The organism is Shimia sp. Alg240-R146, assembly GCF_947331465.1.
Lineage (GTDB): Bacteria > Pseudomonadota > Alphaproteobacteria > Rhodobacterales > Rhodobacteraceae > Shimia.
This window is the reverse complement of the sequence record NZ_CAMZOK010000002.1, coordinates 285524-297699: the sequence shown is the minus strand read 5'-3', so window position 1 is coordinate 297699 and position 12176 is coordinate 285524. Positions and strand designations below refer to the sequence as shown.

Here is a 12176-nt window from a genome sequence, read left to right as displayed (position 1 = left end):
TGAAGACCAATAGGCGCCGCTTGGCACGCTTTCCAATAGAAACCTGCGGCGTGGACGAAGTGGTGATCCTGTCCACCCTATCGGTGGAGGCTCGCGGCTTGGTGTCCAATGCCACCGAAGACAAAGCCTATAATCCCAATGCCTTTGGGCAGGCGTTTGCCAAAACCCATCTTGTTTGCAACGTGGGCAGCGACAATCATGAGGCGGATTGGACTGTGAGCGCCAGCAATGCCGCGCAGGGCAACATTCGAACCTATCGCATTCGCAACGCGACGCTGTTGCGCGGGCGCCAAACCGTGGACACGTCCGTGCAGCCGCATTGCCGCGTGACGGATGCGATTAATCTCTGGGACGAAATCGCTGCGTTGACGGTGAGCAAAGTGAAGCTGATTATCGAAGTTGTCCCGCCAAAGCTTTATCGGCGCACCTTCTCCGACAATTTCCTCGACTACTTGCGTGAGAACAATGTGACCATCCCAAGCCCCGTGACTGACGCCGAGAAAAAGGCGGAGAAAAAGGCCAAGGCCAAAAAGAAAGAGCAGGAGAAGACGGAAAAACCTCCCGCAAAGACGGCAAAAACTGAAAACGGGAAATAGTAAAAAACGCCGCCCACTAATGTGGACGGCGTCTCCCCTCGCTCCGTTGGACCGGATTTCTTATTGTTATTTCGGGATCACTCGGCGGCTTGGATTTCGCCGTTGTCGATCTGCTCTTGCTCGATGGATTCAAACAACGCTTTGAAATTGCCCTCGCCAAAGCCGTCGTCGCCCTTGCGCTGGATGAATTCAAAGAAGATCGGGCCAATCACGGTCTTGGAGAAAATCTGTAGCAAAATACGGGTTTCGCCGCCGTTCACCACGCCTTCGCCATCGATCAGGATGCCGTGTTTTTTCATCCGGTCCAGAGGTTCGTCATGGTCTACAACGCGGGTTTTGCTGAGGTCATAATACGCTTCCGGCGGACCGGGCATGAACTTGATGCCTTTGTCGGCAATCGCATCAGTCGAGGCATAAATGTCATCAGACCCAACTGCGATGTGCTGAATGCCTTCGCCGTTGTATTTCTTCAGGTAGCTGACGATCTGTCCCGTCTCGCCGCGGTCCTCGTTGATCGGGATGCGGATCTTGCCACAGGGCGATGTCAGGGCGCGCGACAGCAGGCCGGTGAATTTGCCTTCGATGTCAAAAAAGCGGATTTCACGGAAGTTGAACAGATCGCCGTAAAAGCGGAACCATTTGTCCATATTGCCCTTGAACACGTTGTGGGTCAGGTGATCGAGGTAGAAGAACCCGTCGCCTTCCGGCTTGGAGGTCACGATCCAGTCAAACTCGTCGTTAAACGGCGACGTGTCGAAATACTGGTCGGTGAAATAGATCAGCGAGCCACCGATGCCTTTGATCGCAGGCCAAGCCAGCGTCTTGTCATCCGCGTCATAAGATTCGGCGCCTTTGGAGATCGCGTGCTCATAGGCTTTTTGCGCATCCACAACGCGCCAGCCCATCGACGGCGCACAGGGGCCGTGCTCTTGGACAAACCGCATGCCAAAGCTGCCGGGTTCGTTGTTCAGGATATAGGTCACATCGCCCTGCTGCCACAGCTCGATGGCTTTGGTCTTGTGGTTGGCAACGTGCACATAGCCCATTTTCACAAACAGATCGCGCAGTTCCTGTGGCTCCGGATGGGCAAATTCCACAAATTCAAAACCGTCCGTACCGGCAGGGTTAAAGTCGGTAATCTCGGCGCGAGGGGCGTCGTGGGGGAATGGACCCATTGGGGGCGTCTCCTGATGTGAGTGAATTCGTTCGCTGAGCTAAGACTATACGCAAGCAGGCGCGGGTTTTCCGCAAAGTGACGTGCAATCCCCGCAATTTGCGCGTACGATTGGCAACAAATGACACTTCTATGCGAAAAACCCGCACATGCTTGATGACACCGATATGCGCCTGCTTTCGGCGCTCCAAAAAAACGCCCACCTGACCGCGCAGGAGTTGGGAGACATACTCAACCTGTCGGCCTCTCAGGCTGGTCGCCGTCGACAACGGCTCGAGGGCGAAGGCTATATTGAGAGCTACATCGCGCGGCTCAATCCCAATCGGCTGGGCCTGTCAGTACAGGCCTTTGTGCAGGTGCAGCTGGGCACACACGGTCCCGAACAGGCGCAAAGTTTCGCCACGCTAATCGACACCCGCCCCGAGATTGTCAGCGCCTGGACCATGACGGGGGATGCGGATTATCTTTTGCGCGCCTACTGCGACGATCTGAACGCGCTTAATCGCTTGATTCACGAGGTACTCTTGCCGCATCCAGCAGTCAGCCGCGTGCAAAGCCAGATCGTGATGGATCAACTGAAACGCGACGCGCCCCTGCCGACCTGAAGCCGCTAGGAAGACCATGGAACAAGCACTTTATACAGCCAGTATTTTTCTGCTGACAGCGGTGATTGCGGTGCCGATTTCCGCGCGACTTGGGCTCGGCTCGGTGCTGGGTTATTTGGCGGCTGGCATCCTGATCGGGCCAGTGTTGGGCCTTGTGGGAACCAACGAAGCGGGCGAATTGCTGCATTACGCCGAATTTGGCGTGGTGATGATGCTGTTCCTGATCGGGTTGGAACTTGACCCCCGCGCGCTTTGGGCGATGCGCGACAAACTGGTAGGCCTTGGCGGGTTGCAGATCGGCCTTACGGGGCTGGCGGTGTTGGTTTTGGTGATGGCCGTTGGCTATCCGATCAATATCGCCGTGGCTTGCGGCATGATTTTCGCGCTGAGTTCCACGGCTATTGTGCTGCAAACCCTGACAGAGAAGGGATTGATGCAAACCGGTGGAGGACGGAGCGCCTTTGCCGTCCTGCTGACACAGGATATCGCGGTCATCCCGATGTTGGTCATTCTGCCGCTGTTTGCAGACACAGCACTCACCAAAATTTCAGCGGACGGATCCATCAAGCTGTCTCAGGACCACGGCCACGAGGGGCTTTCGCTGGTACAGGGTTTGCCCGGATGGGGCGCGGCGCTTGTGACGTTGGGCATGGTGTTTGCGATTGTCATTGGCGGTCGCTATCTCACGCGTCCGGTATTTCGGTTTATCCACGCGGCACGTTTGCCGGAGATGTACACCGCACTGGCGCTTTTGATTGTGGTTGGCATCGCCTTCTTGATGTCCCTTGTGGGTCTGTCGGCCGCCCTTGGTACGTTTTTGGCAGGTATGCTTCTGGCCAACTCCGAGTTCCGCCACGAGTTAGAAAGTGATATTGCCCCGTTCAAGGGTCTTCTGCTCGGCCTGTTTTTCATCATCGTCGGTGCTCAGATCAACTTTGACGTTTTGCTGCGCGACCCAATGCGCATCGCCGAAATCGTTGTCGGCTTGATCGCTCTTAAGGCGTTGATCCTGTTCTTGATTGGTCGCGCCTTTGGCCTTCGGGGACGCAGCCAATGGCTCTTCACGCTGTCCCTAGCGCAGGCCGGCGAGTTTGGTTTTGTACTCATCACAACCGCGACCGCGCAAAATGTGATTCCGCAATGGATCGGCGAAGAACTTTTGCTGGTTGTGGCGCTCAGTATGCTGATCACTCCGCTCCTGTTCATCATTTACGATCTGATTTCCAAACGCATTGGTTACGGGGCGGACACCAAGAAGCATACACCCGACGAAATCGACGAGACCGGACCGGTGATCATTGCAGGCATTGGCCGTTTCGGGCAAATCGTGAACCGTCTGGTGCGCTCTGCCGGATTCAACACCGTGGTTCTGGATCATAACATGCAGGCCATCGAGACCATGCGCCGCTTTGGTGTCAAAGGCTTCTTCGGCGACCCGACACGACCAGAAATGTTGCACGCCGCCGGACTTGCCAAAGCGCACGTTCTGGTCGTGGCAATGGATGATCCCGAGGCGGCTATCAGGTTGGTGAGTTTTGTACGTCGCGAACGGCCAGATTTACACATCGTAGCGCGTGCACGAGATCGCACGCAGGTGTTCAGGCTTTATGATGCAGGCGCCAATGACATCGTACGCGAAATGTTTGACAGCTCTTTGCGGGCTGGCCGCTATGTGCTCGAAAACATCGGGCTCAGCGAATACGAGGCCGCGCAAGCAGAAAAAACCTTTTTCCACCACGATCGCGACGCGGTTCGGGAACTGGCACAACTGTGGAAAGACGGCGTGCCGTCGTCACAAAATCCGCCCTACATGGCCCGTGCCCGCGCGCTCGAAGACGAACTGCAAACCATGCTGATGGCGCAGCTTGACGAAGAAAAAGACGACGATCAGCAGGCCTGATGCGGCCTGCCTCAAGGTTTGCCGACGGCCTGATTTAACCGTCCGACACGCCAGCCTCAGCAAAAGTCGCCATGCCGGAATGGCAGGCCACAGCCGATTTCAGAATGTTGATCGCAACAGCCGCACCAGATCCCTCGCCCAAGCGCATGCCAAGGCTTAGCAACGGCTCTTTGCCCAGCTGGGCCAGCACGGCGCCATGCGCGGCTTCGGCGCTGACGTGGCCTGCGACCACGTGATCTAAAGCGCCAGCTGCTGCGCTTTGAAGCGTCGCTGCGGCGGCCGTGCAGATAAACCCGTCCATAATCACCGGTATACTCAGGCTACGCGCGCGCGCGATTGCCCCGGCCATAGCCGCCACTTCGCGCCCGCCAAGAGTGCGCAGCGCGTCCAGGCCTTGGGGTGTGCCATGCAAGGCCACGCCTTCGGCGACAACACGGGCTTTGTTCGTCAAGCCGGCGTCATCTACTCCGGTGCCTCGGCCCACCCAATCGGCCGCGTCACCGCCATAAAGTGCGTTGGCAATGGCGGCGGCACTTGTTGTGTTGCCGATGCCCATCTCGCCCACGACCAGCAGATCGCTTTGCGCATTCACGGCAGACCAGCCTGCCGCCAACGCCGCCACAACCTCGGCCTCGCTCATCGCTGCTGTTTGGGTGAAATCCGCAGTCGGTGTGTCCAATTCGAGCGCCACAACGTCCAGAGTCGCGCCCGCAGCTTTGGCGAGTTGGTTGATGGCCGCGCCGCCGTGCTGAAAGTTCAGCACCATCTGCTCGGTCACTTCAGCAGGGAAGGCTGAAACACCCTGCGCGGTCACGCCGTGGTTGCCGGCAAATACAATCACCTGCGGCGCTTCGATCGCCGGAAGGCCCGTGCCGCGCCAGCTGCCATACCAGATCGCCAGATCCTCCAATCGGCCCAAAGCGCCGGGGGGTTTGGTCAGTTGGCTGTTGCGCTCCTCGGCTTCGCCCAGCGCCTTTTGATCCGCGCCGGGGGCGGTTGCGAGCAACGCCTGAAACTCTGCCAAAGTGGTGAAATCTGCGGTCATGGACGAGGCTCCTGTTGTATTTTTGGCTTTCTGGTTGTTTACCTGAATGCCAGCCCCCGACAAGACAGGAAAGAGACATGGGCGCGTCCGGTTCCGACACGTTATTGATCCACCCCAATGACCCAGCCACCGCGCTGGCGTTGTTGACGCGCCTGCCGGTCAAAGCGCGGTTTGAGCGCAGCGCACAGGCTGCGTGGGCTTATCCGCTGGCCGGGGCCGTGCTCGCCAGTCTGGCCAGCCTGCCCATGCTGGCAGCCCTTTGGCTGGGCCTGCCCGATCTGATTGCCGCTGTGATCTTTGTCGCGGCCATGGTCATTCTGAGCGGCGCCATGCACGAAGACGGGCTGGCCGATACCGCAGATGGGCTGTGGGGCGGCTGGGACAAGGCGCGGCGCCTGGAGATCATGAAAGACAGCCACATCGGCGCTTTTGGCGTGATCGCGCTGTGTCTGTCGCTGGCCCTGCGCTGTTTGGCGGTTGCGGCATTGCTTAACGCGGAGTGGGCAGCGTTCTATCTCATCAGCGTTGCCATGCTGTCGCGTGCGGCGATGCCTTTGGTAATGACCGCCCTGCCCCATGCCCGTGCTGACGGCTTGTCACATGCGCAAGGCCGCGTACCGCGCAAAACAGCACTCGCAGGCTTGACGGTTGCCGCGGCCATTGCGTTTTTGATGATAAACTGGATGGCTCTGCCGCTTGCAGGGCTGTCTTTTGTCTGCGCGGCGCTTTGCGCGGCAACGGCACGGGTGAAGATCGGCGGGCAGACCGGCGACATACTTGGTGCAACGCAACAAGTGAGCGAAATCAGCCTGTTGATCGCACTCATCGCGCTTGTGGGCTGACGCTCAGGCGCCTTTGGTTTCAATCCGAACGACTTCACCGCAGTGTTTGCAGTGAACCGCGTCAGGATCATGCCGGGTCAAACCACACGCGTGACAGTCCGCAACCACCTTTTGCGGCATAAATATCGCTTGTGCCAACCGCACGAAAAGCGCGACGCCGACCACCATCACAAAGACCGAAAACAATTTGCCCGCAGGAGAGCCAAGTGTGATGTCGCCAAAACCAGTCGTGGTTAGCGTCGCCACCGTGAAGTAAAGCGCATCTACATAGGGGGTGTTTGTCAGCGTTTCGTCTATGAAATAGACCAGCGTCGTTGTGGTGGTGATGGCCACAAAAACAAACAGGTTGATGCAGGCGATCACTGCGTCTTCGTGCTGGCGAAACCAGCGGCTGTCCTGCCGCAAATCATACAATAGATGATAGGAATGGATGAGGCGCAAACCACGCAACACCCGCAAAAACGCGAGGTTCCCCTCCAGCAGCGGGTCAAGAAACAGGGTGGCTATCACAATGATGTCCGCCATCGTGTAAAACCGCGTCAGCAGAAACTTCCGGTCCTCAGACACCCACCACCTTGCTATCAGGTCCAGCAGGATCACAACGCCCGTCGCCCGGCTGATCAGCGTCAAAAACACTCCGTGCTCGACGTGGGCCGTGAGGATAAAAAACAGGATGGTTACGAAGTCAAAAACAATAAGTCCGTACCGAAACCGAACCGGTCCGCGTTCGTGACCGGTATAGAGTTCGGTCAATCGCGCCTTGAGATCATCCATCCAAAGTCCCCCGTTGTGTTTACTTAAGCAAAACAGGGCAATACGTGCAACGAAAAGGCCGCCCCGATTGGGACGGCCTGAAAAACATCAATGCAGATGAGCTTAGGCAGCAGCAGCGGCCCGCGACATCAAAACATCGCCAATCTGCTTGGCGGCGGCAACTTCGTCACCCCCCGCCACAGCGGACACTTCGCGTGTCAGACGCTCAAGCGCGGCTTCATAGAGCTGACGCTCAGAGTAGCTCTGCTCGCGCTGATCGTCGGTGCGGTGCAGGTCGCGCACCACTTCGGCGATGGCGATCAGATCGCCAGAGTTGATTTTTTGCTCATACTCTTGCGCACGACGCGACCACATCGCGCGTTTGACTTTGGCTTTGCCCTTAAGCGTTCTCAGGGCCTGGCTCACCACATCTGGCGAGCTGAGACCGCGCATGCCAATTTCGGTGGCCTTATTGGTGGGCACCCGCAGGGTCATCTTGTCTTTTTCAAACGAGATCACAAAGAGTTCCAGCTGCATTCCGGCAACTTCTTGTTCTTCGATGTTGATGATTTGACCGACGCCATGTGCAGGATAGACCACATAGTCATTCGGGCTGAATTCGTTCTTCTTGGCTTTGCTCATGCAAACTTTCCTAGGCTAAGCCCCCATGTCACCAGACAAAAACACACGCACGGGAAACGGAGGTTTCCCGTTCGCTGTGGCTCTGGCGTAAAAAACCACCCTTGGCATATTATGCGCAGGGATGGCTGCAGGCAGTTATCGGTATGTGACAAACGTATAACACAAAAAACGGCCCCTTAAAAGCGCTGCCCGCCCAAAGGTCCGTTTTGGCCCGTTTTCTCAACCGCTTATCAGCAATTTCCTGCTTTCTAGCCGTTGGATAACGGGCGAATCGGCTGATCAGCCGCCTTCGCCCGGTGCTTCGGAGAAGTATTTCTCCATTTTGCCGTCTTCACCATCGCGTTCATCCGCTTCGGGCAGAGGATCTTTCTTGGTGATGATCACCGGCCAAACCTCGGAATACTTGCGGTTGAACTCGACCCATTTTTCCATATCTGGCTCGGTGTCCGGACGGATCGCATCCGCAGGACATTCCGGCTCACACACACCACAGTCGATACACTCGTCGGGGTGAATCACCAGAAAGTTTTCACCTTCGTAGAAACAGTCCACAGGACAGACTTCGACGCAGTCGGTGTATTTGCAGGCTACACAGTTTTCGGTGACGACATAGGTCATGGGTTAGCTCATTAAATTTCGGATCACACGACTGACTAAATCAGCGCGGCTCAATCTTCAAGCCGCGACGTGCGCATAAGATCGAGATTGCGGCGGTCGCGTTTCGTGGGACGACCTTTTCCGTCTGCGCCCGGTCCGCGTGGGACAGGGTCCTCTTTTGGCGTCAAATCCTCGTATAACGTTTGCGCCTCCGTTGCCGGACCACGCCTGTCCCCCACCGCCAAGACCTTGATCACAAGGATTTTACGCGCTTGCGGGAACGTCAGTACATCGCCATTCGCAACCGAATGGCTGGATTTGGAAATCTTTTGACCGTTGACGCGCATATGCCCGCCGGTCACGACCTTGGCCGACAGGCTGCGGGTCTTAAAGAACCGCGCCTGCCATAGCCATTTGTCCACGCGCATTTTATCTGGCGCTGAGGAGGACGGGGCGGTCACGCCCTCAGTCCTTGTTTTTCAGCCCCATAAGCGCAGCGGCAAAGGGGTTGTCGGGGTCGATGGCCTTTTCCTTTTTGGGCGGACGGGCCTCGAACTTTTTGGCGCCGGTGTCGCGACGGGGACCGCCCTTGCCACCCGCTCTGCCCTGCGGCTTGCCACCTTTGCCACGCGGGCCACCTTGACCACCTTCGCGGTCGTTGCGGCGTTGACCGCCTTGCCCGCCGCGACGCTGGTTGCGGTTGCCGCCCTGACGGTTGCCCGCCCAGGTGAAGGTGTAAAAGACTTCGACTTCGGGCTCAGAAGCTTCCGCCGTGTCAGCGGTTTCGCCTGCATCTGCGGCCGTCGCTTCTGCCGCGGCCTCTTCAGCAACAACCTCCGCTGGCGCCGCCGGTTCGTCTGTAGCGGCATCTGGCGCGGCGGCATCGTCTGTCGCCGGCTCGCCCGATGTGTCAGCTTCTGTTGTATCAGCCGTTTCGACAACAACCTCTGGCTTCGCTTCAGCGTCAGCTTTGACCTTTGGACGCTCAGCCTTCTCGGCTTTGTAGCCAAGGCCCTGCATCAGGTCGGCGAATTGCTCCAGCGTCATGCCGGTGATTGACAGCATGTCCGCTTTGGCTTCGAACCCGCCACGGCTGTCTTCGGCACGCAGCATGTCGGCCAGGCGTTCCAGCATATCGATGCGGATCGCCCGCTCGCCTGCGGCGCGATAGCCCGCCATGGTGTGATAGCCACGCGGCGCACCTTCGCCCGACGGCACGGTGACCAGTCCGGGGGGCGGCGATTCCGGGAATTCCTGCAACCCTTGCGACAGAGACCACAGCACCAAACGCAAACGAGTTGGCGCGGGTTTGAGCAGCAAAGGCATAAAGATGGTGAACTGACCAAAGCGGATGCCGTGCTTGCGCAGCGCGCCACGGGCGTCCTGATCCAGCTCTTTAACCTCGGTGGCCACGTCGCCACGCGTGATAAGGCCAAGGTTCTCGACCATGCGGAAGGCGAAGCCTCGCGCCAGACCTGTCAATTCTTCGTCGCGGCTGAGGTTCAGCAGCGGCTCAAACAGCGCCGCGATCTTGCGATCCATAAAGTGCTGCAAACGGCGCTCAACCTTTTGCGCCACGTCGGCACCGGCTTCGTCGTCGACAAATACTTCGACCACAGGCTTCATAGGTTCCGCACCGGCCACCAATTTGCCAACTGCGTGTTCGCCCCACATCAGACCACCCTGTTCGGTAAAGTCGATCTCTGTGTCGGGCGCGTTGTAAAACCGGTCCGCGCGCAGATGGAACTGCGGCGCCAACGCCTGCAAGCTCGCAGCTTTCAGCGTCTTGGCTTCCTGCCCGCTGGCTTCCTTGTCCGCAATAAAACGGAACCCTTCGAGGCGACCAACGAATTCTCCTTCGACGGTCACGTCACCTTTGTCATTCACTTCGGCCAAAAGGGCCTCCTTCTGTTTGAGCCGGCGCAAAAGCACAGATGTGCGCCGGTCCACAAATCTTTGAGTCAGGCGCTCGTGTAGCGCATCCGACAGGCGATCTTCTACAGCGCGAGTCTCGCCACGCCAATGGTTTTCGTCACGTACCCAGCCTTTACGTTGTGCGACATAGGTCCACGTGCGGATAAATGCCAATCGCTTTGACAAAGCGTCGATATCACCGTCCGTTCGGTCGATGCGTTTGACCTGTCGGGCCAGCCAATCGTCGGGCACAGATCCGCTTTGATGCAAATAGCCAAAGATCTGCTCTACGAGATTGGCGTGTTCTGCGTGACTGATTCCCCGAAAATCGGGGATGCGGCAAACATCCCACAACAGTTTTACCGACGGTCCGTCGCTGGCCCTCGCTGTGACTTCGGCTTCGCGCGACACCATTTTCAACGCACCCAGATCGTCGGCCTCACGCGCTTTTACAAGCAATTCGTCGTCAGGGCTGACTTCAAGGCTGCGGATCAAGGCATCCACCGTGCCAAATTCCAGTTTGGAATTGCGCCAGTTGAGCTTTTTCACCGGCGTGAAGCGGTGCTCCATGATCGCTTCGGCCATTCCGTCGGGCAGCTCAGGTGCCTCACCGGTCACACCAAAGGTGCCATGGCTCATTCCGCGCCCGGCGCGGCCGGCGATCTGCGCCAGCTCATTTGGTGCAAGCGGACGCATCCGGCGTCCGTCAAACTTGGTCGTCGAGGAAAACGCCACATGGTCGATATCAAGGTTGAGCCCCATGCCGATGGCATCCGTGGCCACCAGAAAATCAACGTCACCGTTCTGATACATCTCAACTTGTGCATTGCGCGTGCGCGGGCTGAGCGCCCCCATCACCACAGCGGACCCGCCCTTTTGGCGGCGCAGAAGTTCGGCAATGGCGTAAACATTATCCACCGAGAAACCGACAATGGCGGAGCGCGGTTGCATCCGGCTGATCTTGCGACTGCCGGAGTAGCTGAGCGTGGACATGCGTTCGCGCCGCATGAATTGCGCCTCGGGCACCAATTCCGAAATGGTGCCGCGCATGGTGTCGCTGCCTAAAAACAAGGTTTCGTTTGTGCCACGCATTCGCAGCAACCGGTCGGTGAAAACATGGCCGCGTTCAGGATCGGCGCACAGCTGGATTTCGTCTATCGCGACAAAATCCGCGCCCAGCCCCTCAGGCATCGCCTCAACGGTGCAGACCCAATATTGGGTACGCGGCGGTACAATGCGTTCTTCGCCGGTGACCAAAGCCACCACCGACGGGCCACGCGCCGCTACAATCCGGTCATAAACCTCGCGCGCCAAAAGCCTGAGCGGCAGACCAATCACACCTGTGCGATAGCCCAGCATCCGCTCGATGGCGTAATGCGTCTTGCCCGTGTTGGTCGGGCCAAGCACGGCGGTGATTTGGCGATATGAGGACATCAAATGTGCTTGCTCAACAGGGCTCAGGTCTCGCGACCCAAAACCAGCCGTTCGAGTCTTTCCAATGCTTCTGTTAGGCCCGCCTGATGCGGATGTATAGCCTTGACCTGCATGTACGCCTCATAGGCATCGTCGGGTCGATCCATTTCATCAAGCATCAAAGCCAGCCCCATGAGCGCATCAAAGTGCTGCGGGTTCAGCGCCAGCACATGTTCAAGATCACCTATCGCGCGGCCATAAGAGTCGATCTCGAAAAACGCCCGCGCGCGCAACGCCCAACCGGCAGCAAAGTCCGGCGCGTGGTCCGTCAGCGCGGTCAGATGGTCAATCGCTTGGATGTATTCGCCTGCTTCCATCGCCTTTTCCGCACGCCGCAGCAGGAAATCCGCGCTGGCAGAGCCGGACTTCTCCCACTCACGCCGGATGCGATCCGCAAGTGTTTCAGCCAATCCCGCCTCAGCGTCACGCAGCTGCAACATCATGCTGTCAAGGTCCTGCGGAACCGGTGAGGCCTCCTGCGCCAAGGCAGGAGAGGTGAAAAAAACTGCTGCTGTGACCGTAAATGCCGCAACGACATGTTTGAGATGATGAGTGAAGTTGACCATAACGTAAACGAGTATACCCTGCGTATCAGCGAATCCCAAGATGCGCACAACAAGTTGAAGGATCAAACT

At 57.9% G+C, this 12176-nt stretch carries 12 protein-coding genes; 4 read left to right on the top strand and 8 right to left on the bottom strand.

The window, feature by feature from the left end; translation table 11 throughout:
* Nucleotides 1-20 precede the first annotated feature (20 nt).
* Nucleotides 21-596, top strand: a complete 576-nt coding sequence (locus tag PG871_RS10615) for a hypothetical protein (RefSeq protein ID WP_270729200.1) — start codon at nucleotides 21-23, stop codon at nucleotides 594-596.
* A 77-nt stretch (nucleotides 597-673) separates the two neighbouring features.
* On the opposite strand, the gene hppD is transcribed toward PG871_RS10615, so the two are convergent.
* The gene (gene hppD / locus PG871_RS10610) at nucleotides 674-1771 is read right to left on the bottom strand and encodes a 4-hydroxyphenylpyruvate dioxygenase (RefSeq protein WP_270729199.1); all 1098 of its coding nucleotides are present in this window, start codon (nucleotides 1769-1771) and stop codon (nucleotides 674-676) included.
* Between the two features lie 148 nt (nucleotides 1772-1919).
* Here hppD and PG871_RS10605 point away from each other — a divergent pair, with 148 nt between their 5' ends.
* Both PG871_RS10605 and PG871_RS10600 read left to right on the top strand, forming a co-directional pair.
* Nucleotides 1920-2375: an Lrp/AsnC family transcriptional regulator gene (locus PG871_RS10605; RefSeq protein WP_270729197.1), complete on the top strand. Its 456-nt coding sequence runs from the start codon at nucleotides 1920-1922 to the stop codon at nucleotides 2373-2375.
* A 16-nt stretch (nucleotides 2376-2391) separates the two neighbouring features.
* Complete coding sequence (locus tag PG871_RS10600) at nucleotides 2392-4275, top strand: cation:proton antiporter domain-containing protein (RefSeq protein WP_270729195.1); 1884 nt, start codon at nucleotides 2392-2394, stop codon at nucleotides 4273-4275.
* 34 nt (nucleotides 4276-4309) lie between these two features.
* On the opposite strand, the gene cobT is transcribed toward PG871_RS10600, so the two are convergent.
* A complete protein-coding gene (gene cobT, locus PG871_RS10595; protein WP_270729194.1) occupies nucleotides 4310-5320 on the bottom strand; it encodes a nicotinate-nucleotide--dimethylbenzimidazole phosphoribosyltransferase in 1011 nt (336 codons plus the stop codon).
* A 77-nt stretch (nucleotides 5321-5397) separates the two neighbouring features.
* Between cobT and cobS the strand changes: the two genes are divergently transcribed.
* Entirely contained in the window at nucleotides 5398-6162 is a 765-nt protein-coding gene (cobS, locus tag PG871_RS10590; protein WP_270729193.1) for an adenosylcobinamide-GDP ribazoletransferase, read from the top strand.
* Nucleotides 6163-6165: 3 nt separating this feature from the next.
* On the opposite strand, the gene PG871_RS10585 is transcribed toward cobS, so the two are convergent.
* The 6 genes from PG871_RS10585 to PG871_RS10560 all read right to left on the bottom strand — a co-directional run bounded on the left by PG871_RS10585 (nucleotide 6166) and on the right by PG871_RS10560 (nucleotide 12173).
* On the bottom strand, nucleotides 6166-6936 hold the full coding sequence (locus PG871_RS10585; RefSeq protein ID WP_270729192.1) for a potassium channel family protein: 771 nt from the start codon (nucleotides 6934-6936) through the stop codon (nucleotides 6166-6168).
* A gap of 102 nt (nucleotides 6937-7038) precedes the next feature.
* Nucleotides 7039-7557, bottom strand: a complete 519-nt coding sequence (locus PG871_RS10580) for a CarD family transcriptional regulator (protein ID WP_270729190.1) — start codon at nucleotides 7555-7557, stop codon at nucleotides 7039-7041.
* A 279-nt stretch (nucleotides 7558-7836) separates the two neighbouring features.
* Nucleotides 7837-8175 carry a ferredoxin FdxA gene (gene fdxA, locus PG871_RS10575; protein ID WP_270729188.1) on the bottom strand — a complete coding sequence of 113 codons (339 nt, stop codon included), beginning with the start codon at nucleotides 8173-8175 and terminating at the stop codon, nucleotides 7837-7839.
* Nucleotides 8176-8225: 50 nt separating this feature from the next.
* Complete coding sequence (locus tag PG871_RS10570; protein ID WP_270730865.1) at nucleotides 8226-8582, bottom strand: RNA-binding S4 domain-containing protein; 357 nt, start codon at nucleotides 8580-8582, stop codon at nucleotides 8226-8228.
* Nucleotides 8583-8619: 37 nt separating this feature from the next.
* Nucleotides 8620-11502 carry a helicase-related protein gene (locus PG871_RS10565; RefSeq protein WP_270729186.1) on the bottom strand — a complete coding sequence of 961 codons (2883 nt, stop codon included), beginning with the start codon at nucleotides 11500-11502 and terminating at the stop codon, nucleotides 8620-8622.
* A 23-nt stretch (nucleotides 11503-11525) separates the two neighbouring features.
* A complete protein-coding gene (locus PG871_RS10560; RefSeq protein ID WP_270729185.1) occupies nucleotides 11526-12173 on the bottom strand; it encodes a hypothetical protein in 648 nt (215 codons plus the stop codon).
* Nucleotides 12174-12176 lie beyond the last annotated feature (3 nt).

Bases quoted from the DNA above. Each gene is read 5' to 3' on its own strand.
- fdxA (WP_270729188.1), bottom strand. From the start codon at position 8,175: ATGACCTATGTCGTCACCGAAAACTGTGTAGCCTGCAAATACACCGAC.
- PG871_RS10605 (WP_270729197.1), top strand. From the start codon at position 1,920: ATGCTTGATGACACCGATATGCGCCTGCTTTCGGCGCTCCAAAAAAAC.
- hppD (WP_270729199.1), bottom strand. From the start codon at position 1,771: ATGGGTCCATTCCCCCACGACGCCCCTCGCGCCGAGATTACCGACTTT.
- PG871_RS10570 (WP_270730865.1), bottom strand. From the start codon at position 8,582: ATGCGCGTGGACAAATGGCTATGGCAGGCGCGGTTCTTTAAGACCCGC.
- cobT (WP_270729194.1), bottom strand. From the start codon at position 5,320: ATGACCGCAGATTTCACCACTTTGGCAGAGTTTCAGGCGTTGCTCGCA.
- PG871_RS10580 (WP_270729190.1), bottom strand. From the start codon at position 7,557: ATGAGCAAAGCCAAGAAGAACGAATTCAGCCCGAATGACTATGTGGTC.
- PG871_RS10600 (WP_270729195.1), top strand. From the start codon at position 2,392: ATGGAACAAGCACTTTATACAGCCAGTATTTTTCTGCTGACAGCGGTG.
- cobS (WP_270729193.1), top strand. From the start codon at position 5,398: ATGGGCGCGTCCGGTTCCGACACGTTATTGATCCACCCCAATGACCCA.
- PG871_RS10565 (WP_270729186.1), bottom strand. From the start codon at position 11,502: ATGTCCTCATATCGCCAAATCACCGCCGTGCTTGGCCCGACCAACACG.
- PG871_RS10585 (WP_270729192.1), bottom strand. From the start codon at position 6,936: ATGGATGATCTCAAGGCGCGATTGACCGAACTCTATACCGGTCACGAA.